The sequence below is a fragment of the Flavobacterium cupriresistens genome, assembly GCF_020911925.1.
GTDB lineage: Bacteria > Bacteroidota > Bacteroidia > Flavobacteriales > Flavobacteriaceae > Flavobacterium > Flavobacterium cupriresistens.
Genome location: NZ_CP087134.1, coordinates 5,543,216 through 5,567,682 on the forward strand (window position 1 = coordinate 5,543,216; position 24,467 = coordinate 5,567,682).

At 35.8% G+C, this 24,467-nt stretch carries 25 protein-coding genes; 20 read left to right on the forward strand and 5 right to left on the reverse strand.

What is annotated here, in order from left to right; all coding sequences use genetic code 11:
• Window positions 1-76: 76 nt before the first annotated feature.
• Window positions 77-1,657 (reverse strand): NADP-dependent glyceraldehyde-3-phosphate dehydrogenase, encoded by a 1,581-nt coding sequence (locus LNP23_RS21915; protein WP_230002890.1) that lies wholly within the window; start codon window positions 1,655-1,657, stop codon window positions 77-79.
• A 76-nt stretch (window positions 1,658-1,733) separates the two neighbouring features.
• The gene (locus LNP23_RS21920) at window positions 1,734-2,042 is read right to left on the reverse strand and encodes a rhodanese-like domain-containing protein (protein WP_047778653.1); all 309 of its coding nucleotides are present in this window, start codon (window positions 2,040-2,042) and stop codon (window positions 1,734-1,736) included.
• 443 nt (window positions 2,043-2,485) lie between these two features.
• Here LNP23_RS21920 and LNP23_RS21925 point away from each other — a divergent pair, with 443 nt between their 5' ends.
• Window positions 2,486-3,112 carry a Crp/Fnr family transcriptional regulator gene (locus LNP23_RS21925; protein ID WP_047778652.1) on the forward strand — a complete coding sequence of 209 codons (627 nt, stop codon included), beginning with the start codon at window positions 2,486-2,488 and terminating at the stop codon, window positions 3,110-3,112.
• 406 nt (window positions 3,113-3,518) lie between these two features.
• Complete coding sequence (locus LNP23_RS21930; protein ID WP_230002891.1) at window positions 3,519-4,304, forward strand: sulfite exporter TauE/SafE family protein; 786 nt, start codon at window positions 3,519-3,521, stop codon at window positions 4,302-4,304.
• Between the two features lie 281 nt (window positions 4,305-4,585).
• Here LNP23_RS21930 and cydB read toward each other — a convergent pair whose 3' ends face one another.
• The 3 genes from cydB to LNP23_RS21945 form a co-directional block, all read right to left on the reverse strand.
• Entirely contained in the window at window positions 4,586-5,662 is a 1,077-nt protein-coding gene (cydB, locus tag LNP23_RS21935) for a cytochrome d ubiquinol oxidase subunit II (RefSeq protein WP_047778650.1), read from the reverse strand.
• A gap of 2 nt (window positions 5,663-5,664) precedes the next feature.
• The gene (locus LNP23_RS21940; RefSeq protein WP_230002892.1) at window positions 5,665-7,008 is read right to left on the reverse strand and encodes a cytochrome ubiquinol oxidase subunit I; all 1,344 of its coding nucleotides are present in this window, start codon (window positions 7,006-7,008) and stop codon (window positions 5,665-5,667) included.
• A gap of 585 nt (window positions 7,009-7,593) precedes the next feature.
• The gene (locus LNP23_RS21945; RefSeq protein WP_047778732.1) at window positions 7,594-8,187 is read right to left on the reverse strand and encodes an HD domain-containing protein; all 594 of its coding nucleotides are present in this window, start codon (window positions 8,185-8,187) and stop codon (window positions 7,594-7,596) included.
• 195 nt (window positions 8,188-8,382) lie between these two features.
• On the opposite strand from LNP23_RS21945, the gene LNP23_RS21950 reads away from it, so the two are divergent.
• From LNP23_RS21950 to trpA, 18 genes are all read left to right on the forward strand, one after another.
• A complete protein-coding gene (locus LNP23_RS21950) occupies window positions 8,383-9,795 on the forward strand; it encodes an MBL fold metallo-hydrolase (RefSeq protein WP_230002893.1) in 1,413 nt (470 codons plus the stop codon).
• 109 nt (window positions 9,796-9,904) lie between these two features.
• Window positions 9,905-10,468: a YeeE/YedE family protein gene (locus tag LNP23_RS21955; protein WP_047778647.1), complete on the forward strand. Its 564-nt coding sequence runs from the start codon at window positions 9,905-9,907 to the stop codon at window positions 10,466-10,468.
• A gap of 10 nt (window positions 10,469-10,478) precedes the next feature.
• Window positions 10,479-10,964 (forward strand): DUF6691 family protein, encoded by a 486-nt coding sequence (locus tag LNP23_RS21960; protein ID WP_230002894.1) that lies wholly within the window; start codon window positions 10,479-10,481, stop codon window positions 10,962-10,964.
• 320 nt (window positions 10,965-11,284) lie between these two features.
• On the forward strand, window positions 11,285-11,746 hold the full coding sequence (locus LNP23_RS21965; protein WP_047778645.1) for a MarR family winged helix-turn-helix transcriptional regulator: 462 nt from the start codon (window positions 11,285-11,287) through the stop codon (window positions 11,744-11,746).
• Between the two features lie 4 nt (window positions 11,747-11,750).
• Entirely contained in the window at window positions 11,751-12,383 is a 633-nt protein-coding gene (locus LNP23_RS21970; RefSeq protein ID WP_230002895.1) for an NAD(P)H-dependent oxidoreductase, read from the forward strand.
• Window positions 12,384-12,415: 32 nt separating this feature from the next.
• Window positions 12,416-12,982, forward strand: a complete 567-nt coding sequence (locus tag LNP23_RS21975) for a YceI family protein (RefSeq protein WP_047778643.1) — start codon at window positions 12,416-12,418, stop codon at window positions 12,980-12,982.
• Between the two features lie 202 nt (window positions 12,983-13,184).
• On the forward strand, window positions 13,185-14,465 hold the full coding sequence (locus LNP23_RS21980; RefSeq protein ID WP_230002896.1) for a hypothetical protein: 1,281 nt from the start codon (window positions 13,185-13,187) through the stop codon (window positions 14,463-14,465).
• A gap of 301 nt (window positions 14,466-14,766) precedes the next feature.
• On the forward strand, window positions 14,767-16,167 hold the full coding sequence (locus tag LNP23_RS21985; protein ID WP_230002897.1) for an anthranilate synthase component I family protein: 1,401 nt from the start codon (window positions 14,767-14,769) through the stop codon (window positions 16,165-16,167).
• Window positions 16,168-16,274: 107 nt separating this feature from the next.
• Window positions 16,275-16,718 (forward strand): hypothetical protein, encoded by a 444-nt coding sequence (locus LNP23_RS21990; RefSeq protein WP_230002898.1) that lies wholly within the window; start codon window positions 16,275-16,277, stop codon window positions 16,716-16,718.
• A gap of 236 nt (window positions 16,719-16,954) precedes the next feature.
• Window positions 16,955-17,521 carry an anthranilate synthase component II gene (locus tag LNP23_RS21995; protein WP_230002899.1) on the forward strand — a complete coding sequence of 189 codons (567 nt, stop codon included), beginning with the start codon at window positions 16,955-16,957 and terminating at the stop codon, window positions 17,519-17,521.
• A gap of 109 nt (window positions 17,522-17,630) precedes the next feature.
• Window positions 17,631-18,038 carry a GNAT family N-acetyltransferase gene (locus tag LNP23_RS22000; RefSeq protein ID WP_230002900.1) on the forward strand — a complete coding sequence of 136 codons (408 nt, stop codon included), beginning with the start codon at window positions 17,631-17,633 and terminating at the stop codon, window positions 18,036-18,038.
• A 117-nt stretch (window positions 18,039-18,155) separates the two neighbouring features.
• Entirely contained in the window at window positions 18,156-19,148 is a 993-nt protein-coding gene (gene trpD / locus LNP23_RS22005) for an anthranilate phosphoribosyltransferase (protein WP_230002901.1), read from the forward strand.
• Window positions 19,149-19,256: 108 nt separating this feature from the next.
• The gene (trpC, locus tag LNP23_RS22010) at window positions 19,257-20,036 is read left to right on the forward strand and encodes an indole-3-glycerol phosphate synthase TrpC (protein WP_230002902.1); all 780 of its coding nucleotides are present in this window, start codon (window positions 19,257-19,259) and stop codon (window positions 20,034-20,036) included.
• Window positions 20,037-20,222: 186 nt separating this feature from the next.
• The gene (locus tag LNP23_RS22015; protein WP_230002903.1) at window positions 20,223-20,885 is read left to right on the forward strand and encodes a phosphoribosylanthranilate isomerase; all 663 of its coding nucleotides are present in this window, start codon (window positions 20,223-20,225) and stop codon (window positions 20,883-20,885) included.
• Window positions 20,875-22,056 carry a tryptophan synthase subunit beta gene (gene trpB, locus LNP23_RS22020; protein WP_047778636.1) on the forward strand — a complete coding sequence of 394 codons (1,182 nt, stop codon included), beginning with the start codon at window positions 20,875-20,877 and terminating at the stop codon, window positions 22,054-22,056. The genes LNP23_RS22015 and trpB overlap by 11 nt, the downstream gene beginning before the upstream one ends.
• Window positions 22,057-22,203: 147 nt before the next feature.
• Window positions 22,204-22,521: a gamma-glutamylcyclotransferase family protein gene (locus LNP23_RS22025; RefSeq protein WP_047778635.1), complete on the forward strand. Its 318-nt coding sequence runs from the start codon at window positions 22,204-22,206 to the stop codon at window positions 22,519-22,521.
• 98 nt (window positions 22,522-22,619) lie between these two features.
• Window positions 22,620-23,357: a carbon-nitrogen hydrolase family protein gene (locus tag LNP23_RS22030; RefSeq protein ID WP_230002904.1), complete on the forward strand. Its 738-nt coding sequence runs from the start codon at window positions 22,620-22,622 to the stop codon at window positions 23,355-23,357.
• A 61-nt stretch (window positions 23,358-23,418) separates the two neighbouring features.
• On the forward strand, window positions 23,419-24,180 hold the full coding sequence (trpA, locus tag LNP23_RS22035) for a tryptophan synthase subunit alpha (RefSeq protein WP_230002905.1): 762 nt from the start codon (window positions 23,419-23,421) through the stop codon (window positions 24,178-24,180).
• Window positions 24,181-24,467 lie beyond the last annotated feature (287 nt).

A 24,467-nucleotide genomic window follows, 5' to 3' on the forward strand; every position in this document is an offset into this window, starting at 1 on the left:
TATTGAATTATAAAAAAAACCGCCCTTTTCAAAAAAGAAAAAGACGGCAATCTAAAATTAATATATAACCTTTGAGCTACAAAATATAATCGGTATTGATAAAATTCGATTCTTTGCTGTTTAGCAATTCCTGCAAAATTTTATTGTTATAATCAATATCTTTTGAAGCTACAAATGTACGAATGGAGAAAGAACGCAAGGCATCCGGAATACTTAAAGTACCCACGGCAGAATCTTTGCGTCCTGTAAAAGGAAAGGCATCCGGCCCTCTTTGACAAGAACTGTTTAAGTTTACTCTGCACACTAAATTGACCAAAGCATCAATAAGCGGTGCCAAAGTTTTAATATCCTTTCCGAATAAACTCACCTGTTGTCCATAATTGGATTCGGCCATATCTTTTAATGGTTCTCTGATGTCTTTAAAAGAAATTATCGGAACCACAGGTCCAAATTGTTCTTCATGATACACACGCATTTGTTTGTTTACCGGAAATAAAACGGCCGGAAAAATATAATTGTCGGCATGTTTCCCTCCCTTTTCATTCAATATGGCAGCCCCTTTACTTTTTGCATCGTCGATTAATCCCTGAATATAGGATGGTTTATCCGTTTCGGGAAGCGGGGTCAATGAAACTCCTTTTTCCCACGGATTTCCAAATAGTAAAGCATCCACTTTTTCAGAAAAACGTCTGTTAAATTCTTCACTGATCGATTCATGTACATACAATACCTTCAAGGCCGTACAACGCTGACCATTAAAAGACAAACTTCCCACTATACATTCCTGGATAGCCAAATCTAAATCGGCATCCGGCAAGATAATCGCAGGGTTTTTGGCTTCCAGACCTAAAATCAAACGCAATCTGTTTTTATTTGGATGTTGATCTTGTAATGCAATAGCCGATTTACTGTTTCCGATTAGTGCCAGAACATCTACTTTACCGGATTTCATTATCGGTGAAGCTACTTCACGCCCTCTTCCGTAAACAATATTGATCACGCCCTTTGGAAAACTGCTTCTAAAAGCTTCCAACAATGGCGAAATACACAAAACACCATGTTTAGCCGGTTTGAAAATTACGGCATTCCCCATGATCAAAGCGGGGATTAACAAAGAGAAAGTTTCGTTTAACGGATAATTATAAGGTCCAAGACACAGAACAACTCCCAGCGGACCACGACGAATCATGGCATTTACGCCTTGCACTTTAGAAAAATGGGAGCTTCTTCCGTTTAGTTCTTTATAACTATCAATGGTATCGTAAATATATTCTACGGTTCGGTCAAATTCTTTTTGGGAGTCTCCTAAGGATTTTCCGATTTCCCACATTAAAAATTTCACTACTTCTTCTCGTGTAGCCTTCATTTGGGTCACGAAATTTTCCATACATTTAATACGATCGGCTACTTTCATCGTAGGCCACAAACCCTGCCCCATATCATATGCGACAGTTGCGGCATCTACTACTTCGTGCGCCTCTTTTTCTCCCATAAAAGGAATAGATCCTAATAAAGTCGGTGTGTATTTTTCTGTAGAGGAGATTGTGGAAAAAACAGGTGTGGTTTGCCCAGTCCAATGTTTTAATTCACCATTTACAAGATACGTATCTTGATTGATAAGGTTTTTAATCTGAAATTCTTCGGGTATTAAACTCATAATCTTGGTTATTTGTAATTTGGTTATTAATAGCATTCTAAAAGAAAAAAGAGGCTATTCGGCCTCTTTTTCTTTATTATTGTACAGTATCACCTTCCCAATCCAGGATACCACCAAGTAAATTATAGGCTTTTTCTATCCCTAATTCATTCATGATCTGACATGCTTTGGCACTTCTGGCTCCGGAACGGCAATACACATAGTAGCTTTTATTTTTATCTAATTCTTCGATTTCGTAAATAAAACCTTGTCCTTTATTAATGTCAATATTTACAGCATTCTCGATATAGCCGTCATTAAATTCGTCTTCAGTTCTTACGTCAAGTATAACTGCATTCTCGTCAGCAGCTAGTTGAGCAACCCAATCTTCTTGTGATAAATTCATAATAAATGTGTTTTTTGTAAAATTACGACGTTTCTATTAATTAAAAACGTGCCAAATGCGATTTCGATTATTATTCTCAGAAAACGTTTTAGAGAAAGGATTATAATCAGTATTTTACAAAAATACTCACTATTTTTAAAAATTCAGTCTATAAAATCGATAGAAAATAGGATTTTTTCATTTGCATAAAACAGCTCTTAAAAACAATTTTCTGACAACTAATCCCATTTCAATCTGCTATCTTTGTAAAAAAATATCGTTTTTAAGTTCTTTTTGACAATAAAAATAAAATTCAAACACATCAAAACATCTGTTTGAAATAATAAAAAAAGAACCAAAAACAGTTCCTATAGCACTACACTTGACGCTATCTTTTTATACAAAATGAAATGACTTTCATCAGGATAATAAAAACGATATCCCCGGTGTTTAAAAAATAAGACATGCAAAATCCATTAAAAAATATCTTCCCCAATTTCTCCGATGAACTTATCGCTACTATTGAAGAGAATGCAAGTGCGCAGGATTTCGAAGCCGGAACAATCTTAATGCGAACAGGACAATACATTAAAAATACGGTTTTGATTACCAAAGGAAAAATCAAAATTTACCGCGAGGGTGAAGATGGTGGTGAATTTTTAATGTACTATCTACAGCCCGGTCAAGCCTGTGCCATCTCGATGATTTGTACTGCCAAAAGCGAAAAAAGCCAGATTATGGCCAAAGTGGTAGAAGATGTTTCCGTCATGATGATCCCCCTGCAAATGATGGACAAATGGATGATGGAACACCGATCCTGGTACGAATTTGTCATAGACACTTACAGAAGCCGTTTTGAAGAGGTCCTTGAAGTGGTAGATAATATTGCTTTCCGTTCGATGGATGAGCGTTTGGAATTTTATCTAAAAAGACATTCTGATGCCTGTGGCTGCACTGAAGTTAAATTATCACATCAGGAAATTGCGACAGAGTTAAATACCTCAAGGGAAGTGGTTTCAAGATTACTCAAAAAAATGGAGCAGCGTGGTTTGGTTAAATTAAACCGGAATCAGATTGAGCTTTTGAAATAGAATTGTTTAACACGGATTACACTAATTTTCACGGATTGTTTTTTCTTGCTTTTGCGGCTCAAAAATTTGTGCCAATTCGTGTAATTCGTGTTAACAAAAAAATATCTGCCACAGATTAAATTGATTTTCACGGATTATTTTTTTTCTTCCCTTTTGCGGCTAAAAAATTTGTGTCAATTCGTGTAATTCGTGTTAATAAAAAAATACTTGCCACAGATTAAATTGATTTTCACGGATTGTTTTCTTTCTTCCCTTTTGCGGTTAAAAAATTTGTGTCAATTCGTGTAATTCGTGTTAACAAAAAATCATTCTAATCATTTTAATCTGTGGCAAAAAAAACGCTTATGTGATAAATGTTACTGTAGATTCCCCCCAAACAAAGCACCTTTGCATAAAAATACAATCAATGGAATATTTCGGTTATTTTGCTTCGATTATCATAGGAATCTCACTTGGCTTAATTGGCGGCGGCGGATCTATTCTTACTATTCCGATTTTGGTGTATTTGTTTCGGGTAAATCCGGAACAGGCTACTTCGTATTCCTTATTCATCGTTGGGTTAACCGCTTTATTTGGAAGCTATAGCCATTATAAAATGGGGAATCTAAAACTGAAGTCCGCTTTGTATTTTGCGATTCCGTCTGTGATTTCGATCTTGATAATTCGGGAAGTTATTTTTCCTCAAATTGCCCAAACCTTATTTTCGGTGGCTTCGTATACTGTTTCAAAAGATTTTCTGATTATGATTATCTTTTCGGCATTGATGATTACAGCGGCCATCTCGATGATCAAAAAAAACAAACCCGAAATAAAAGGCGCTGAAACCAACTATCCACAACTAAGTCTAATTGGTTTTCTAGTCGGAATTGTAACCGGATTTCTAGGAGCCGGCGGGGGATTTTTAATTATTCCTGCCTTGCTTTTCTTCGCCAATTTACCTATGAAACAAGCCGTTGGGACTTCTTTATTAATCATCACAATTAATTCTTGCATCGGTTTTGGAGGTGATTTATACATTGGGACTCCAATCAACTACACATTTCTGTTAAGCGTATCTGCTATGGCACTTATCGGAATGGTAATCGGCAGTCAGCTTTCTAAAAAAATTGATGGAGCCAAACTCAAACCCCTTTTTGGGTGGTTTGTTTTGGTAATGGGGGTATATATTATTACTAAGGAGGTTTTGTTTTAACTTTATTGTTTCACGCAGATTTGGCAGATAAAGCTGATTTATTTAAACATTTTTAATCTAGTTTCGCATATAGAGTAGTCTTTGTCGCAGTTTTAAACTTGACAAAGATGAAACTAAAAAATCCGTTTATTTCTCAAAATAAACGGATTTGTATATTTTGGGCGTTTCCTCCGGCCGGGCTATCCACTTGTATCTTTTGCTTTTTAAAGAAAAAAGCAAAAGGATACCGCTCCTATCCCTAACGCAATCTCAGGTAAAATGAAATTCTTATTTTATAAATTCTAATGCTCCCCATACCCAATATCATCCATCTTCCCGCTAAAAACACGGTACTGAATAATAAAATAAATAATCACCAAAAATAAAGCAACAAAAAACCAGCTCATTCCAACAGACAAACCATATTCTCCAGCAGCGGTATTATAAATCGTCAATGATGGATTGACTTTATTGGTTGAAGGCAAAACATTTGGAAAAATCGAAACGGCTGTCGAAGCGAATCCACCTACCAAAAACAAGGTTGAAAATATAAAACCGTGTCCGTCTTTTTTATACGAACGTACTTTAAACAAACCTATAATTCCAACAAAAGTCATTAGAGGAAAAAACCAGAGAATCGGGTTTTCTATAAAATTATGAAACGGTTTTGGCTCAATAAAATGCCAAATTTGCAATGAAATGAAAACCAAAATCAGCAAGACGATATTCAGTTTAAAAACTACATTTTTGAGTTGTGTATTTAAGGATGAATTCGTTTTGTAAATAATCCAATTGGCACCATGAATCGTTAAAGCCACCACACTTACAATTCCGAGAAACAAGGTAAACCAATCTATAATTCCCAGCTCATTGGCTTGTGGACTAAAAGTAGGATTCCACAAAGGCAAAAAGAAATAATGGGCTTCCTGAGTAGAAACGCCATTGGTTACCATTCCTAAATTAACACCGCGAACGATATTCCCTAAAGCGATTCCGAAAAACAAAGCCAAAAGTAAACTGGCAATGCCAAACGCTTTATCCCAAATGGTCTCCCACATCGGATGGTGTACTTGTCCACGCATTTCTAAACCAATCGCACGGAAAATTAACAACCACAAAATCATGATTAAAGGCAGGTAAAACCCGCTAAAAGAAGAAGCGTATAAGGTCGGGAACGCAAAAAACAAAACCCCTCCGGCTGCAATAATCCAAACTTCATTCGCATCCCAAAACGGACCGATGGCGCTTGTAATTGCTTTTTTATCTTTTTCTGTTTTAGCAAAAAACAAATGAATAATTCCTGCTCCAAAATCGTAACCGTCCAAAACAATATAAACGGCCAGAATTCCCATTAAAACGACGTACCAAAAAAATTCCATACTTATTTATTTTCAGTTAAAGCTTCATTGTGAGGCCCTTTGTTGATAATTTTCCCAATCAATAATAAAAACAACATTCCGAGTAAAAGGTATAGTCCGATAAAACCTAATAACGTAAACAACGTATTTCCGGAAGAAACCGTTGGCGAGGCACCTTCGGCAGTTCGCAATAAATTATAAACCAACCACGGCTGTCTTCCTAACTCGGCGGTATACCAGCCTGTTGTGTTTGCGATATACGGAAATGGCATCATAAAAAGCAAGGACCATAAAATCCATTTGGTCTCAAATAATTTCCCTCGAATAAGCTGAAAAAGGGCACAAACCATTAAACCAATAAATAAGGTTCCGAGTCCAACCATAATATGATAGGCATAATACAACCCTGAAATATTGGTTGGATGTACCTCTTCTTCAAACTGATCTAAACCTTTTATTTCTTCGTGCCAACTTCCATAAGTCAGGAAACTCAGAATATTGGGAACTGCGATTTTATTGTCCAGTTTTTTGTCTTTAACATCGGGCTGACCAATTAAAACAATTTCAGAACCTTCTTTTTCGGTATGAAAAATTCCTTCCATAGCAGCGAAGGTTACCGGTTGGTATTTTACCACGTTTTTCGCCAGTAAATCTCCCGTAGGAACGGCAACAATCATACTTGAAATCAATCCGAAAATAACGCCTGTTTTAAGAAACAATTTTCCAAAAACAACATTCTTTTTACTTAAGATATAAAATGCGCCTATTCCGGCTACGACAAACGAACTGGTAACCAATGAAGCGGCCTGATTGTGCAAATAAGAAGGCCATAACCAAGGGTTTAAGAACAAGGCCTGAAAGTTATTCAATACAAACTTTCCGTTTTCGAGAATTTCATATCCAACTGGGTTCTGCATCCACGAATGGGTGGCTATAATTAAAAATCCGCTTGCCCACGAACCAATGCAAATCAGTAATCCGGTGACAAAATGCCACTTATGCCCAAGGAGTTTTTCTCCGAATAAAAACAAACCTAAAAAAGAGGATTCTAAGAAAAAGGAAAACATTCCTTCCATAGCCAGAGTCTGACCGATAATTCCCCCTGTTAATTCGGAGAATTTAGCCCAGTTGGTTCCAAATTGAAACTCCATCGGGATTCCGGTAACCACACCCATTGCAAAATTTAAGGCGAAGATTCTCATCCAAAAATGGGTGGCGTGATTGTATTGTTCGTTTTGGGTTTTTAAATATTTCCATTTGAAATAAACAATGATCAGCGAAAGACCCATTGTAAGTTGCGGAAAAAGATAGTGAAAGGTAATTGTGAAAGCGAATTGCATTCGGTCATAAAAAAGCATTTCTTCCATGAGTGGTAATTTAATTATGAAGTCCCACAAATTTACCTATTAAAACCCGAAATCAGGGGCTTAAAAAAAAGTTTATCGTTTGATATTTAGTAAACTTTTTGGTACTTTTAGAGGGCTTACTTTTTTTAAACCATATGAGTGATGTAAGTTCATTTTAACGTTATGCTTTAACTTAATATACTTACATCATTTGTTTTTTTAAACCATATAAGTGATGTAAGTTCATTTTAACGTTGTGCTTTCACTTAATATTTACTTACTTCATTTGTTTTTTTAACCATATAAGTAATGTAAGTTCATTTTAGCGTTATGCTTTCACTTAATATTTACTTACATCATTTGTTTTTTTAACCATATAAGTGATGTAAGTTCATTTTAACGTTATGCTTTAACTTAATATTTACTTACATCATTTGTTTTTTTTAAACCATATAAGTGATGTAAGTTCATTTTAGCGTTATGCTTTCACTTAATATTTATTTACATCATTTGTTTTTTTAACCATATAAGTGATGTAAGTTCATTTTAGCGTTATGCTTTCACTTAATATTTACTTACATCACTTATATGGTGAAAATATTCTCGTTACTCCTCCTTTAAAATTCCTTTTGCAACACTTTCGTTTATTAATCCTTCTGCGAAGTTCCATAAAGTGGCGGAACCTTCTTTTATGACGCTCTTTTTTTCATAAACCGTTTTGTATTTTACGCCGTATTCTTTCCAGGTTCCTCCGTTGTTTGACGTATTTTGCAATAAGGGTTCTAGTCGGTCCATTGACTTTGCAAACTTGGCTTCATTGGTTTCTCCCGCTTCAAATTCTTCCCAGATGGTAATTAATTCATCGGCCTGTTTTTGGGGGAGTAAACCAAAAATGCGATTCGCTGCCAAACGTTCAGCCACCGTATTATCATGATTGAGTTGTGTGTCATAAAGAAAAATATCTCCAGCATCGATTTCTACAATATCATGTATCAAAACCATTTTTACCACTTTCAAAACATCGATTGGCTCATTGGAATGTTCTGCCAGAACTAGCGCCATCAAAGCCAAATGCCAGCTATGCTCCGCATCGTTTTCATTTCGATCACTATTAAACAGCTTCGTTTTTCGCTGAATGTATTTTACTTTATCAATCTCTTTTATAAAAGCAATCTGATTTAACAAGTCTTCTGTGTTCATAATATCTATTTTTCGTAGTGCTGTAAATTTACAAAATGCGACACCGTTAATCAAATTACATTCTTTTGATTTTAAAGCTTTAGCAGATTTATTTTTTTTCGTATTTCCACAAAAAACAAATTTCTGTAACATTAGTCACTTATTTTCCAAAAAAACAAAGTTACCTTTGTGCCACATTATTTTAGATTGCATATCATGAAAATAGAACAAATTTACACCGGATGTTTAGCACAAGGTGCCTACTATATCACTTCAAATGGCGAAGCGGCCATTATTGATCCGCTTAGAGAAATTCAGCCTTATTTAGATCGTTTGGAACGCGATGGAGTAAAACTGAAATATATTTTTGAAACTCATTTTCATGCTGATTTTGTTTCGGGTCACGTTGACTTAAGCAAAGAAACCCAAGCTCCTATTGTTTACGGACCAAATGCGGTATGTGAATTTGATTGCATTTCAGCAAAAGACGGACAAGAATTTAAAATCGGAACTACTACTATAAAAGTGTTGCATACTCCGGGTCATACGATGGAAAGCACCACGTATTTGTTAATTGATGAAAACGGAAAAGACCATGCTATTTTCTCGGGAGATACTTTATTTATCGGAGATGTCGGGCGACCGGATTTAGCACAAAAAGCGGCTGGAATGACACAGGATCAATTGGCTGGAATTTTGTTTCATTCGCTAAGAGATAAAATCATGACGCTGGCAGATGATGTTATTGTATATCCTGCACATGGCGCCGGAAGTGCTTGTGGTAAAAACATGAGTAAAGAAACTGTTTCTACGATTGGAAATCAAAAAGCAACCAATTATGCTTTGCGCGCCAATATGACGGAAACAGAATTCATTACTGAGGTAACGGATGGATTATTGCCTCCACCCGCCTATTTTAGTATGAATGTTGCTATGAATAAAAATGGCTACGAAAGCTTTGAATCTGTTTTGAATAACGGAATGAAAGCAATAAACTCAAAAGAATTTGAGGCTGTTGCCGAAGAAACCGGGGCTTTAATTCTGGACACCAGAAGTGCTGCTGATTTCAGCAAAGGATTTATTCCACAGTCTATTAATATCGGAATCAATGGTGATTTTGCTCCGTGGGTTGGAACTTTAATAGCCAATGTAAAACAACCTATAATATTGGTTACCGAAAAAGGATTAGAAGAAGAAACCGTAACCCGTTTAAGCCGTGTTGGTTTTGATACTATTATTGGTCATCTGGAAGGTAGTTTTGAAGCCTGGCAAAATGCCGGTTTCGAAATAGATACTGTGAACCGAATTACCGCTGCACAATTTGCAAGCGAGTTTAAAATTGCGGAAGACAAAGTAATCGACATCCGTAAAGAAACAGAATATGCTGCTGAACATATTGAAGACGCTTACAGCAAACCACTAGCTTATATTAATGACTGGGTAAAAGACATTAATCCGAATGAGCATTTTTACCTGCATTGTGCCGGAGGTTATCGCAGTATGATTGCGGCTTCGATTTTGCAGGCACGTGGTTTTAGAAACTTTTCCGAAGTTGAAGGTGGTTTTGGAGCAATTTCTAAAACTGAAATCCCAAAATCGGATTTTATTTGTCAAAGTAAAGTATTATAATAATTGAAGGAGCTAAGACTCTGAGTTACTTAGTTTCTAAGATTTTGTACTTAGAAATTTTTAACTTAGAATCTCAGCAACTTAGTAACTAAGAAACTAAAAAAAAATCATGCTCGAAATTATACAACAACCTTGGCCTTGGTACGTTGCAGGCCCTTTAATAGGATTAACGGTTCCTATATTATTAATCATCGGAAATAAATCTTTCGGAATCAGTTCATCGTTGCGACATATTTGCGCGGCTTGTATTCCTGCCAATATTTCTTTTTTTAAATACGATTGGAAAAAAGAAAGCTGGAATTTATTGTTCGTTTTCGGAATATTTTTAGGCGGTATCCTTGCAACAGCATTTTTATCAAATCCAAATGCGGTTCAAATTACTCCTGAACTTTCAGAGCAGTTAGCCACTTATGGTATTACAGATCATTCGGGTTTATTGCCTGCACAGCTTTTTTCGTGGGAAAGTTTGTTCACACTTCGTGGATTCATTATGATTGTAGTGGGTGGATTTTTAGTTGGTTTCGGAACGCGTTATGCGGGAGGATGCACGAGTGGTCATGCCATTATGGGAATTTCAAATTTACAATGGCCTTCTTTAGTTGCCACAATCTGTTTTATGGTTGGCGGTTTTGCTATGGCCAATTTGATTCTTCCTTATATTCTTTCACTTTAATATTTTTAAAATGACACATTCTAATCTAGAAAATAAAAATACCGATACAGAAGGAATCAACGGAAGTCAATTAAAAGATTCTGCATTCTCTAATCTAAAATACCTGATAGTTGGAATCTTTTTTGGAATTGTATTCGTAAAGGCTGAAATCATCAGCTGGTACCGTATTCAGGAAATGTTTCAGTTACAATCTTTCTTTATGTACGGCGTAATCGGAAGTGCCGTTATGGTTGGTATTATATCTGTATGGTTGATTAAAAAATTCGATATCAAAACCCTTCAAGGCGAAAAAATCGAAATTCAACCCAAAACATTTAGTAAAGGACAAATTTATGGTGGGCTGCTATTTGGTTTCGGATGGGCTATTACCGGTGCTTGTCCGGGTCCTCTTTTTGCACAAATTGGTACAGGAGTAACTGTAATTGTGGTTACTTTGGTTAGTGCCATTGCAGGAACCTGGGTTTATGGGTTGCTAAAAGACAAACTTCCTCATTAAATTTTATATTTATATTTAAATTTAAACCTGACAGGTTTTAAAAACCTGTCAGGTTTGTTTAATAGTTACGAAACAAATACCCCGATCGTTTTAAAAAGCGTTCGGGGTATTTGTTTTACTTTATATAAAAAAAACAATTAAATAACATCTGTACAACACTTTAAACCATAAAAACAACTTACATTTATTCCGGTATTCAAAATTTGAAACTTACTTCTAAACCAAGCTCTTAATAAAATTAACTAAAAATTAACTAAACACTTGTATATACAACTATTAAAAGATATACATTTGTATATACAAATTATACACTTACGACTATGACGATTGAAGAGGTTATTAAAAGTACAGTTAAGATGGATAATGCGAGAAAGGTTATTCTGAATATTATGTACACGCAAAATGTGATTCAAGATCATTTTAATGAAATATTAAAGCCATATGATCTGTCAGGAGAACAATATAACGTGTTGCGCATACTAAGAGGGCAAAAAGGAAATCCCGCTAATATGTGTGTGATCCAGGAGCGTATGCTGGCCAAAACCAGTAACACCACCCGTCTGGTAGACAAATTGTTACTAAAAGAACTGGTAACAAGAAATGTTTGCCCGAACAACCGAAGAAAAATAGAAGTTTTAATTACCCAAAAGGGATTAGATACATTAAAAGAGCTAGATCCGAAAGTAGACAACCACGAGCAGACGTTTGCTCAGAATGTGGAGCCGGAAGAATTAGAATTATTAAATCAATTATTAGAAAAATACCGCAATCAACACAATTAATATTATGAGCACTTTCTTAGAAAATCAAAATTGGAGATATGCAACAAAACAATTTGATGCAACCAAAAAAATAGCAGAAGCAGATTTAAATACCCTAAAAGAAGCCGTTAGACTAAGTGCCTCTTCTTATGGATTACAACCTTATAAAGTAGTAATCATTGAAAATCCGGAATTAAGAGAGCAATTAAAAGGAGTCGCTTTCGGGCAAACTCAAATTACAGACGCTTCTCACCTATTTATTTTTGCAAATGATACCAATACAGGAGCAGAATCAGTAGACAATTATATCAACACCATCAGTGAAACAAGAGGCGTTCCTACCGATGCATTAGCCGGATTTAGTGATATGATGAAAGGAGCAATCTCCAGATTACCACAAGAAGCCAAAAACAACTGGACTTCAAAACAGACTTATCTTGCTTTAGGAAACTTATTGAACGCTGCAGCTGAATTGAAAATTGACGCTACGCCAATGGAAGGTTTTAATGCAACTGCTGTCAATGAAATCTTAGGATTTGACAAATTGGGTCTAAATGCATCCGTAATCGCAACTGTAGGTTACAGACATGATGAAGACAGTACACAGCATTACAAAAAAGTTCGAAAATCAAACGAAGAATTATTTATCACACTTTAATTATTAATAACAATCAAAATCCATTTTAACAAATGAAAAATTTAAAGACAATTGCAATAGCATTATTCGTAGCAGTAGCTAGCGTTTCAGTAAACGCACAAACTAAGAAAATCGACGTAAAAGCGTCTACTATCAAATGGGTAGGTAAAAAAGTAACAGGAGAGCACTCCGGAACAGTAAACTTTAAAGAAGGTGCTGTTGTTTTAAAAGGAAAAAAATTAGTTGGTGGTAGCTTTACTGTTGATATGAATTCATTAACTGCAACTGATATTACAGGAGAATACCAAGGAAAATTAAACGGTCACTTAAAAGCGGACGATTTCTTTGGAACTGCAAAATTCCCAACTGCAAAATTAGTTTTCAAAACTGTAGCGGCTAAAGCAACTGACGTTTATACTGTAACGGCTGATTTAACAATAAAAGGAATCACTAAACCGGTAACTTTTGATATTACTGTAGCAGGAAACACTGCAACTACTGCATTCAAAGTAGACAGAACTAAATACGATATCAAATACAACTCTGGTAACTTCTTCGAAAACTTAGGAGACAAAACGATCAATGACGATTTCGAATTGACTGTAGCTTTAAAATTCTAATATTTCAGATATACTAATTCAGAAATGCCGGTGGCCTCAATAGTTTGTACTATTGGGGCTACTTTTTTTTATTCTATTTCCAAAAAAATAACGTTCGTAATAGTAATGTAACACTTTGGTAATATCCATCAGGGCGTTGATTAACATTGGCCTTCTAATTTTGAGCAAATTAAAAAAATCAAAAACTAGAAATCAAATAGTTATGAAAACAAAAGTAAGCCTTGTCTTTATTACCCTTATCAGCACTTTTATTTTACACGCGCAACAACAGCAAAAAGGAATTATTGGTACTACAAACTGGATGAACAATTGGACTAATTTTAAGCCTTTCGCTAACGAATATAATGAAGCTACCAACATCATTGCCGGAACCATAAACAAAGACACCAAACTGCTAAAACGCAATACGTATCAATTAGTTGGTGTGGTTTACGTTACCAATAATGCGACTTTAACCATAGAACCCGGAACTGTAATCCGCGGAGACGATAAAACCTGCGGAACTCTTGTAATCACCAATGGCTCTAAAATTATGGCCGAAGGTTTAGAAACTGATCCGATCATTTTTACTTCAAACAAAGAAAAAACAGAAAGACGTCCAGGCGATTGGGGCGGAATAATTGTTTTAGGAAAAGCTCCTATCAACACGCTTGGTGGTTTACATACTTTGCCTTTTGACTTAGAACCTCTTTTAAATCATTACGGAGGTCCCGATGCAGAAGATAATTCGGGAATTTTAAAATACATACGAATTGAATATGCTGGAAGAAAACTGAGCGCCCTTAAAGAACTTAACGGTCTTTCTTTAGCCGGAGTTGGAAGAAAAACGGTTCTTAACAACATTCAGATTAGCTATTCAAATGATGATTCTTTCGAATGTTATGGTGGCGATCTAAACCTTACCAATCTGATTTCTTACCGAACTACCGATGATGACTTTGATTTTACGCAAGGTGCCCAAATCAACATTAGCAACAGTATCGCGATTCGCCACCCTTTTTCTTCAGACGTTTCAGGATCAAGATGTTTTGAAGTAGACTCTTACGATAAAATCCAAAATACAGATATGAGCAAAAAACTGACTCATATAAATGCCAGCAACATTACACTCGTAAATCTGGAAGAAAACAATCAGGGATTAGTCAGAGAATCCATTTATATAAAAGAAAATACCTTTTTTAACCTAACCAATAGTATTGTTTCGGGCTTCTCTCCTTTTGTATTATTAGAAGAAAATATCGGAAACGGTACTGTAAATTTATCCAAAATCACCTTCAAAAATATAATAGCGAACAATTGTAATGGCGGAGTTACTAGTGAATCCAGTGGTACTAATGCATCACTTCAAAATTGGTACGACCAACCGGAATTTGCTATCAGGTACTCCAAACTAAAAAACAGCGAACTGTTTACAACGCCCAATATCAAAGGGAATCCTGACTTTAGAGCCAATGTAAACAACACAATTGCAATTGGAAATTAGATACTTAAAAACCATTTAATATTTTAAAATTTAACAAATTTCTAAATTAAGAAAAGTTTTTTTTGAAATTTTATGTGTTCTAATTCAAATTACATTTATATCTTTGTCACAACAAAAAAAGAAATGAGAACAATTTTAAACAATACTTGGTGGTGGAAGAATTTACGTCAAACGTCGTGAACGAAGCTTCCTATGGTACTTTAAAAACTATAAATATAAAAGGCTTGTCATGACGACAAGCCTTTTTTTTTTGGTAAAAATCGAACTTAAAAAATAATATCAACTACAAAAACTAAATACATTGAAACCTTTTATACTCAACACACACTACAAACAAATTCTGGCCGATACCATTACGCCGGTAAGTATCTATTTTAAGATCAGAGATAAATTCCCTAACAGTCTGTTATTGGAAAGTAGTGATTATCACGGAAATGACAACAGTTTCTCCTATGTTTGCTGCAATCCGATTGCGACCATCAAAATCGAAAACGAAATCATTTCAAAAACATTTCCTGACGGAACATCAGAAACAATTTCAATTGATAGCTCGACTAATATTCCGGAAATAATTCAGGAATTTTCAAAGCAGTTTAAATCAGAGAAAAACGATTTTAAATTCATCAATAATGGTTTGTTCGGATACATTTCTTATGATGCCGTTCGTTATTTCGAAAAAGTTTCTATTGCCAAAAAAGACAATGCAACTTCAATTCCCGATGTATTCTATGCCGTTTATCAGAACATTATCGCCATTAACCACTTCAAAAATGAAGCTTATATATTTTGCCACAGCGTAGACGACAAAAATAACATCTCTGAAATTGAACAATTACTGCAATCCAGAAATATAGCTTCTTATAAATTCGCCAAAGAAGGAGAAGGATATTCAAATTTAACTGACGAAGAATTCAAACATAATGTGGCTTTAGCCAAAAAACATTGTTTCCGTGGTGATGTATTTCAACTGGTTTTATCCCGTCGTTTTACACAGGGTTTCAAAGGAGACGAATTTAATGTTTACAGAGCTTTACGCAGCATAAACCCCTCTCCGTATTTGTTCTTTTTTGATTATGGTGATTTCAAAATATTTGGTTCTTCACCTGAGGCGCAAATCATCGTAAAAAACCGAAAAGCAGAAATTCACCCAATCGCCGGAACCTTCAAAAGAACCGGAAATGATGAACGCGATGCCCTTTTAGCCAAAGAACTTTCTGAAGATAAAAAAGAAAACAGCGAACACGTAATGTTGGTTGATTTGGCTAGAAATGATTTAAGCCGAAATGGTCACGATGTCAACGTAGAGAAATACAGAGAGGTTCAGTTCTTTTCTCATGTTATTCACTTAGTTTCAAAAGTTACCGGACATTTACATGAAAAAGCCACCACCATGCAGGTTGTCGCAGATACTTTCCCAGCCGGAACTTTAAGTGGAGCGCCAAAGCACAGAGCCATACAACTGATTGAAAATTATGAAAAAACCAATCGTAACTTTTACGGAGGTGCCATTGGCTTCATGGACTTTGAAGGTAATTTTAATCACGCCATCATGATTCGAACTTTCCTCAGTAAAAACCATCAATTGCATTGTCAAGCCGGAGCCGGAATTGTAGCCAGCTCAGACGAAGAAAGCGAAATGCAAGAGGTCTACAACAAACTAAAAGCACTGAATACGGCCTTAGAAATGGCAGAGAAAATTTGATAGTAATTAGTGCTCAGTCACAGTCACAGTCACAGTCGCAGTTCTCAGAACGTGAAACCTGAAACCTAAAACAAAAAAAAACAACCCATAAAAACCACAATATAAAAATGAAAAAAGCAATATCTCTCTTAGTACTATTAATCACAATTTCAGCCTGTAATTCAGATAAAAAACAAAACTTGATTGAAGGAACCTGGCGTTTAATATCCGCCGAAACGACAGAAAAGGATTCTACTTTTTCTACTTTCAATTCAAAAACAAAAATGATTAAAATTATAAACGGTTCGCACTTTGCTTTTTTTAATCATGATTTAAACAATGGAAAAGATTCAACCGCGGCAGTGTTTTTTGGAGGAGGCGGAAAATATACTTTAAAGGATAGTGTTTACACTGAAAACCTCGAATATTTCAATAACCGTCAGTGGGAAAATAACAAATTTGAGTTTGTGGTAAAAGTTAAAAATGATACTCTGATTCAAAAAGGAATTGAGAAAATAGAAAAATTAGGAGTTGATCGTGTTATTGTAGAGAAATACGTTAGAGAGAGATAAAAAAAAGTTTCATGTTTTCCTTGTTTCAAGTTTCATGTTGTTGGAACGTGAAACTTGAAACCTGAAACAAAAACAAAAATAGTTTCACGTTTTTCTTGTTTCAAGTTTCAAGTTGTTGGAACGTGAAACAAGAAACCTGAAACAAAAACAAAAATAGTTTCACGTTTTTCTTGTTTCAAGTTTCAAGTTGTTGGAACGTGAAACCTGAAACCTGAAACAAAAACAAAAAAGACATCATGAAAAAAATATTAGTTATAGACAATTACGATAGTTTCACTTACAACCTTGTACACTATCTGGAAGATTTAAATTGCGAAGTTACCGTTTACAGAAACGACGAATTTGATATCGATGAGATCAGTTCATTTGATAAAATTTTACTTTCTCCGGGGCCTGGAATTCCAGATGAAGCTGGATTATTAAAAGCCGTGATTCAAAAATACGGAGCAACCAAAAGCATTTTAGGAGTTTGTTTAGGACAGCAAGCTATTGGAGAAGTTTTTGGAGGAACACTTTCTAATCTTGACAAAGTATATCACGGTGTTGCCACAAATGTCAAAACAGTGGTTTCTGATGAAATTTTGTTTGAAGGTTTGGGTAGTGAATTTGAAGTAGGGCGTTACCATTCATGGGTTGTAGATGCCAATCTACCGGAAGTTTTAGAAGCCACTTCAATCGATGAAAACGGACAAATCATGTCCCTAAGACATAAAACATTTGATGTAAGAGGCGTTCAATTTCATCCCGAAAGTGTGTTAACACCAAACGGAAAAAGGATTTTGGAGAATTGGATAAAGGGGTAATGTTATGTTTTTTTTGTTTCAAGTTTCAGGTTATTGGAACGTGAAACCTGAAACCTGAAACAAAACCTCAGAACCTCAGTATCTCAGAACCTTAGCAACTTTAAAAAAAATGAGCATAGAAATTTTAGCAACCAAAGAAATAAGAATCGAAGATGTATTGGCGCTTTACGAAGCAAACGAATGGAGTTCGGCCAGTAAACCTAATGAATTATACAACGGTCTTTTAAATTCCGAAACTTTGATAACCGCTTGGGAAGGAAAAAAACTGGTTGGACTTGGAAATGCCATTTCTGATGGACATTTAACGGTTTATTACCCACACTTACTGATACTTCCCGAATATCAGGGCAAAGGAATTGGAAAGATGATTTTAGATAAACTACAAGAGAAATACCGTCATTTTCACATGCAAATGCTAACAGCAGATGGAAGATCGGTTGATTTTTATAAAAAGAACGGATTTGAACGCGCCGGAAAAACAGAACCCATGTGGATTTATCAAGGAAATGAACATTGATAGTTTTCAGTCTCAGTATTCAGTCTCAGAAAAACCTGAAACCTGAAACCTGAAACCTGAAACTTGAAACTTGAAACAAAACCTCAGCATCTCAGAACCTTAGCAACTTAAAAAAAAATGAAAAATATACTAAATAAACTAATCAATCACGAAGTACTTTCTAAAGAGGAAGCAAAAAACGTATTGATTAATATCTCAAGCGGGGCGTATAATCCGAGTCAGATTTCGGCATTCCTTACCGTGTTTATGATGAGAAGTATCACGATTGAAGAGCTTTCGGGTTTTCGTGAAGCTTTATTGGAGTTATGTATTAAAGTAGATTTATCTGCCTACAACGCCATCGATTTATGTGGTACGGGAGGTGACGGAAAAGATACTTTCAATATCTCAACTTTGGCATCCTTTGTTGCAGCGGGAGCCGGAATAAAAGTAGCAAAACACGGAAATTATGGTGTTTCTTCTATTTCCGGATCAAGCAATGTGATGGAGAAAATGGGAGTTAAATTTAGCAGCGATCCCGATTTTTTAGAAAAATGTATCGATCAGGCGGGAATTTGTGTTTTACATGCCCCTTTGTTTCACCCTGCAATGAAAAATGTCGGGCCGATACGAAAAGAATTGGCTGTAAAAACCTTCTTCAATATGTTAGGACCAATGGTAAACCCATCGTTTCCTAAAAATCAGTTGGTTGGCGTTTTCAATTTAGAATTAGCCAGAATGTATGCGTATTTGTACCAAAATACCGATGTAAATTTTACGATTTTACATTCGCTTGACGGTTATGATGAAATCTCCTTAACCGGCCCAACAAAAATCATTACTAGTGACATGGAAGGCATATTAAAACCGGAAGATTTTAAAGTTCGTCTTTTATCACAAAGAGAAATTGAAGGTGGCAGAACAATAGAAGAATCTGCAGATATGTTTACCAATATCATTTCCGGAAAAGGAAGTGAAGCACAGAATAATGTTGTTTGTGCGAATGCCGCAATGGCCATTGCAACCGTAACAAAATGTTCTGCGAAAGAAGGTTTTAAACAAGCCAAAGAAAGTTTATTCTCCGGAAAAGGATTAAAAGCACTAAAAAAATTACAAGAATTAAGTAAGTAAAAAAAATAGTTTCAAGTTTTTTTTTTGTTTCAGGTTTCATGTTGTTGAAACGTTAAACCTGAAACTTGAAACGTTAAACCTGAAACCTGAACCCCGAAACAAACAACAATGAATATACTTGATAAAATAATATTCGACAAACAACGAGAAGTTGTTCTTAAAAAGGCAATTATTCCGGTTTCTCAATTGGAGAGCTCTGTTTTTTTTGAAAGACAAACGATTTCTTTAAGTCAAAAGTTACAGCAAAGTGCAACGGGAATCATCGCAGAACACAAACGTCGCTCCCCTTCAAAATCAGTAATAAATCACAATTTTACGGTAGAAGAAGTGGTGAAAGGATATGAAAATGCGGGTGCTTGTGGAATCTCTGTTTTAACCGATGGGAAATATTTTGGTGGTTCACTTGACGATTTGCTTTTGGCAAGAGCTTCTGTAAATCTGCCGCTTTTGCGAAAAGAATTTATTGTAGACGAATACCAAATTCTCGAAGCCAAAGCATTTGGTGCCGATTTGATTTTACTGATTGCAGCCGTTTTGACTCGTGAAGAAATCAAATCGCTTTCAGAATTTGCGAAAAAACTGGGCTTAGAAGTTCTATTGGAAGTTCACAATCAGGAAGAATTAGAAAAATCGATTATGCCAACGCTTGACATGATTGGCGTGAACAATCGAAACCTTAAGACTTTCGAAGTAAGTCTGGATTTCAGCAAACAACTGGCGTCGCAAATTCCGGATGATTTTGTGAAAGTTTCAGAAAGCGGTATTTCGTCCGTTGAAGCCATTTCTGAACTAAAACCATACGGATACAAAGGCTTCTTAATTGGAGAAAATTTCATGAAAACGGACAATGCCGGAAAAGCAGCAACGGAATTTATTGCACAGCTGTAAACCGTAAGCTTTAAGAAGCTTCAAAAAAATAGAAACTAAAAGTTTCGCCACGAATTTACACCAATTCGATTCGTGAAAACTCGTGTAATTCGTGGCAAAAAAACAAACACAAAGCTTTGCGAACTTAGCGTTTACAAAGACCAACATAAAAAACCTTGCGCCCTTTGCGGTTAAAAAAAAGAAAAAATGAAACTCAAGATCTGTGGCATGAAACATCTCGATAATATACTTGAAGTAGGAGCGCTCCTACCCGACTATATGGGATTTATTTTCTGGGAAAAATCTGCACGTTATTTTGACGGAACGATTCCGGAACTGATTAAAACAATTAAAAAAACGGGCGTTTTTGTAGACGAAACCGTTGAAAATATTATGTCGAAAATCGACAAGTACCATTTACAAACGGTTCAGTTACACGGAAAAGAATCCGTTGCATTTTGTCAGGAGTTAAAAGCTAAAATCGATGGCAGAATTGACATTAATACCGAAATCATTAAAGTATTTTCTGTTGATGAAAGTTTTGATTTCAGCGTTTTAGAGCCTTATGAAAAGGTTTGTCACTATTTTCTATTTGACACAAAAGGAAAATTACCGGGCGGAAACGGAACCACTTTCAACTGGAAGATATTGGAGAATTATAAATCTGAGAAGCCCCTTTTCTTAAGTGGTGGAATCGGAATTGAAGAAATTCCAATGATAAAAGACCTCAAAATTCCGATATACGCTATTGACGTAAACAGCAAATTTGAGATTGAACCGGGATTAAAAAACACAAGTCTATTAAAGAAGTTTCAGAAAAAATTAAAACCTGCTACTTTAAACCCTAAACAACTATACAATGAATTATAATGTTAACGAAAAAGGTTATTACGGCGAATTTGGAGGGGCTTACATTCCCGAAATGCTGTATCCTAATGTAGAAGAATTACGTCAGCAATATTTAAAAATTATAGCAGAGCCTGATTTTAAGTCAGAGTTTGATCAATTATTAAAAGATTATGTAGGACGCCCTAGTCCATTATATTACGCCAAACGTTTATCTGAAAAATACAATACCAAGGTTTATTTAAAAAGAGAAGACTTAAATCATACAGGGGCACACAAAGTCAACAATACAATTGGACAGATATTAGTGGCCAAACGTTTGGGTAAAAAACGAATTATTGCAGAAACCGGTGCAGGTCAGCATGGTGTGGCTACAGCAACTGTTTGTGCCTTAATGGGGATTGAATGTATTGTGTACATGGGCGAAATCGACATCGCACGTCAGGCACCAAACGTTGCCCGCATGAAAATGCTTGGAGCAGAAGTTCGTCCGGCACTTTCGGGTTCAAAAACTTTAAAGGACGCTACAAACGAAGCCATCCGCGATTGGATCAACAATCCAGTTGACACTCATTATATCATCGGATCTGCTATTGGCCCGCATCCTTATCCGGATATGGTAACCCGTTTTCAAAGCATTATTTCCGAAGAGATCAAATGGCAGTTAAAAGAAAAAGAAGGTCGTGAGAATCCGGATTACGTGGTTGCTTGTATCGGTGGAGGAAGCAACGCAGCCGGAACTTATTATCACTTTTTACACGAACCTGAAGTAGGCATTATCGCCGTCGAAGCTGCCGGAAAAGGGGTTGACAGCGGTCACAGTGCGGCCACCAGTAAATTAGGGAAAGTAGGGATTATTCATGGTTGCAAAACCCTTTTGATGCAAACTCCGGATGGTCAAATTACAGAACCTTACTCGATATCTGCAGGTCTGGATTATCCGGGAGTTGGTCCTATGCACGCGCATTTGGCACAAACGGGTCGTGGTGAATTTTTCTCTGTAACGGATGATGAAGCGATGAATGCCGGTTTAGAACTTACCAAATTAGAAGGGATTATTCCGGCAATTGAAAGTGCACATGCCTTTGCCGTTTTAGATCAGAAAAAATTCAAACCTACAGATGTTGTGGTAATCAGTCTTTCAGGTCGTGGTGACAAAGATTTAGACAATTACATCGAGTACTTTAAATTATAATAAAAATCGTAATTTGCATGTTCTCAAGGGTCGGACTGTTTGCGTGATCTTTTGCTTTTTCAAAAAAAATATCACAAACACAACTCAACAATAATTGCTTCACGAAATGATCCTTGACGCGAACAAATAACGAGAAAAATAATAATTATGGAACAGATATTCTCTTACGGAACCTTACGCTCAAAAGAAATTCAAATGCAGGTTTTTAATAAATTATTGACCGGAAAAGCAGACCAGCTTACGGCCTATAAACTAAAAGACCTGAAAATAGAAGAAGAATTTGGTATGACTGACTATTTTGTAGCGGTACCAAGTGAAAACCCTGCAGATTGTATTAAAGGGACTGTTTTTACAATTTCCAACGAAGATCTAACCAAAGCAGATCAATTTGAATCGAATGCGTATAAAAGAGTCCGAATAACACTGAAATCAGGAACTATTGCGTGGATTTATATTGAAAGTTAATGATCGCAAAAACGTAACGATATAGATCAAATCTGAATGGCCTTTAAACAGATAAAATTTTAAAAAGTATAACTAATAAAGAATAATTAACAACCAAAATGATCTTAGCAGCAGCTCAAACAAAACCAAAACGCGGAGATATCGACTCCAATTTACTAGATCATTATCGTCTGATCAAAATCGCCGGAGAAAAAGGCGCTAATTTAATCGCATTTCCCGAACTGTCGATTACCGGTTATGAAAGAGAAAATGCTGCGGGACTTGCCTTTACCAAAGACGATTCCAGAATCGATCATTTAAAGGAATTAGCGGTTGAATATAATATCATAATTATTGCCGGAGCTCCGATTCAAACTGAAACGGGAATGTTTATTGGGGAGTTTATAATTTTTCCGGATCACTCGGTTTCTATTTATACCAAACAATTTCTGCATGAAGGCGAGGACGAATTCTTCCAGCCTTCATTCGATTACAACCCGACGGTTACCCTTGAAAACCAAAAGATCTCATTTGCTATTTGTGCCGACACTGACCATCCGCAACATCCCGAAAACGCAAGTAAAAAAGAAACTTCGATTTATGTCGCCAGTATTTTCTTTACGCCAAACGGGATTCCAAATGCGTACCGAAATTTACAAAGTTATGCTCAGAAACATCAGATGCATGTTTTGATGGCCAATTTTAGCGGGGAATCCTGGGGAACTCCTTCTGCCGGAAAAAGTGCTTTTTGGAACAACAAAGGAGAACTGGTTGCCCAAATGAACGATTCAGATTCCGGTATTTTACTTCTGGAAAACAAGAATGATAATTGGACAAGTGAGATTATCATTGACTAAATATAACACTATAGCTAACCGGTTTTTGAAATCGATTAGGATCAAATAAAACGACATTAAGATGAACAGAATAACTCAAAAACTACAAGAAGATAAAAAGATACTCTCTATTTATTTTTCGGCGGGATATCCAAACTTAAATGACACCGCTCAAATTATACAGGATCTGGAAAAAAACGGTGTTGATCTAATTGAAATTGGCCTACCCTTCAGCGATCCTTTGGCTGATGGACCAACTATTCAGGCGAGTTCTACGCAGGCTTTGCATAACGGAATGACCACACAACTTCTTTTCGATCAGCTGAAAAACATTCGCGAAAGCGTAAAAATTCCGTTGATTATTATGGGGTATTTCAATCCGATGTTACAATATGGGGTTGAAGCATTCTGCAAAAAATGTGCTGAAATTGGTATCGATGGTTTAATTATTCCGGATCTTCCGGTTGATGTTTATGCAGAGCAATACAAAGCCATTCTCGAAAAATACGGTTTAATTAATGTACTGTTGATTACTCCGCAAACTTCAGAGGAACGCATTCGTTTTATCGATAGTGTTTCAGACGGATTCATTTATATGGTAAGTTCTGCAAGTGTGACCGGTTCTCAGGCAGGATTCGGAAATACGCAGGAAAGTTATTTCGAAAGAATCGCAGCCATGGAGCTAAAAAATCCACAAATTGTTGGTTTTGGAATTTCGAATAAAGAAACTTTTACACAAGCAACCAAATTTGCAAAAGGGGCTATAATTGGAAGTGCTTTTATCAAACATTTAGCGGAAAGCGGAAGTGGAAAAATTGAAGAATTTATTGGAGGAATCAGATAGATTTCTTTTTAGTTTATAAATCAAAAACGGCGTTTAAATTTAAAACGCTCTGATCGCAATCTTAGTTACTTATACCTCTTACTGTATTTGTAATAAAGTTAATAAAGCTAAAAACATCTTTCCCATTATGGAAAAAGAGGACACTCTCACTCCATACTACAAATTATATACTCTAAAAATACTTTGGTGTATTTTTATCCACAGAGAAAAAATCTTTGTACAGTTGGTCTTAACACTGAGTTCGAAATTCAGCGTTAAGACCAATTTTTATTTATGATAATTTTTCA

What these genes read in the sequence shown, in the direction of transcription:
- LNP23_RS21915 (WP_230002890.1), bottom strand. Translation starts at nt 1,657, where the DNA reads ATGAGTTTAATACCCGAAGAATTTCAGATTAAAAACCTTATCAATCAA.
- LNP23_RS21920 (WP_047778653.1), bottom strand. Translation starts at nt 2,042, where the DNA reads ATGAATTTATCACAAGAAGATTGGGTTGCTCAACTAGCTGCTGACGAG.
- LNP23_RS21925 (WP_047778652.1), top strand. Translation starts at nt 2,486, where the DNA reads ATGCAAAATCCATTAAAAAATATCTTCCCCAATTTCTCCGATGAACTT.
- LNP23_RS21930 (WP_230002891.1), top strand. Translation starts at nt 3,519, where the DNA reads ATGGAATATTTCGGTTATTTTGCTTCGATTATCATAGGAATCTCACTT.
- cydB (WP_047778650.1), bottom strand. Translation starts at nt 5,662, where the DNA reads ATGGAATTTTTTTGGTACGTCGTTTTAATGGGAATTCTGGCCGTTTAT.
- LNP23_RS21940 (WP_230002892.1), bottom strand. Translation starts at nt 7,008, where the DNA reads ATGGAAGAAATGCTTTTTTATGACCGAATGCAATTCGCTTTCACAATT.
- LNP23_RS21945 (WP_047778732.1), bottom strand. Translation starts at nt 8,187, where the DNA reads ATGAACACAGAAGACTTGTTAAATCAGATTGCTTTTATAAAAGAGATT.
- LNP23_RS21950 (WP_230002893.1), top strand. Translation starts at nt 8,383, where the DNA reads ATGAAAATAGAACAAATTTACACCGGATGTTTAGCACAAGGTGCCTAC.
- LNP23_RS21955 (WP_047778647.1), top strand. Translation starts at nt 9,905, where the DNA reads ATGCTCGAAATTATACAACAACCTTGGCCTTGGTACGTTGCAGGCCCT.
- LNP23_RS21960 (WP_230002894.1), top strand. Translation starts at nt 10,479, where the DNA reads ATGACACATTCTAATCTAGAAAATAAAAATACCGATACAGAAGGAATC.
- LNP23_RS21965 (WP_047778645.1), top strand. Translation starts at nt 11,285, where the DNA reads ATGACGATTGAAGAGGTTATTAAAAGTACAGTTAAGATGGATAATGCG.
- LNP23_RS21970 (WP_230002895.1), top strand. Translation starts at nt 11,751, where the DNA reads ATGAGCACTTTCTTAGAAAATCAAAATTGGAGATATGCAACAAAACAA.
- LNP23_RS21975 (WP_047778643.1), top strand. Translation starts at nt 12,416, where the DNA reads ATGAAAAATTTAAAGACAATTGCAATAGCATTATTCGTAGCAGTAGCT.
- LNP23_RS21980 (WP_230002896.1), top strand. Translation starts at nt 13,185, where the DNA reads ATGAAAACAAAAGTAAGCCTTGTCTTTATTACCCTTATCAGCACTTTT.
- LNP23_RS21990 (WP_230002898.1), top strand. Translation starts at nt 16,275, where the DNA reads ATGAAAAAAGCAATATCTCTCTTAGTACTATTAATCACAATTTCAGCC.
- LNP23_RS21995 (WP_230002899.1), top strand. Translation starts at nt 16,955, where the DNA reads ATGAAAAAAATATTAGTTATAGACAATTACGATAGTTTCACTTACAAC.
- LNP23_RS22000 (WP_230002900.1), top strand. Translation starts at nt 17,631, where the DNA reads ATGAGCATAGAAATTTTAGCAACCAAAGAAATAAGAATCGAAGATGTA.
- trpD (WP_230002901.1), top strand. Translation starts at nt 18,156, where the DNA reads ATGAAAAATATACTAAATAAACTAATCAATCACGAAGTACTTTCTAAA.
- trpC (WP_230002902.1), top strand. Translation starts at nt 19,257, where the DNA reads ATGAATATACTTGATAAAATAATATTCGACAAACAACGAGAAGTTGTT.
- LNP23_RS22015 (WP_230002903.1), top strand. Translation starts at nt 20,223, where the DNA reads ATGAAACTCAAGATCTGTGGCATGAAACATCTCGATAATATACTTGAA.
- trpB (WP_047778636.1), top strand. Translation starts at nt 20,875, where the DNA reads ATGAATTATAATGTTAACGAAAAAGGTTATTACGGCGAATTTGGAGGG.
- LNP23_RS22025 (WP_047778635.1), top strand. Translation starts at nt 22,204, where the DNA reads ATGGAACAGATATTCTCTTACGGAACCTTACGCTCAAAAGAAATTCAA.
- LNP23_RS22030 (WP_230002904.1), top strand. Translation starts at nt 22,620, where the DNA reads ATGATCTTAGCAGCAGCTCAAACAAAACCAAAACGCGGAGATATCGAC.
- trpA (WP_230002905.1), top strand. Translation starts at nt 23,419, where the DNA reads ATGAACAGAATAACTCAAAAACTACAAGAAGATAAAAAGATACTCTCT.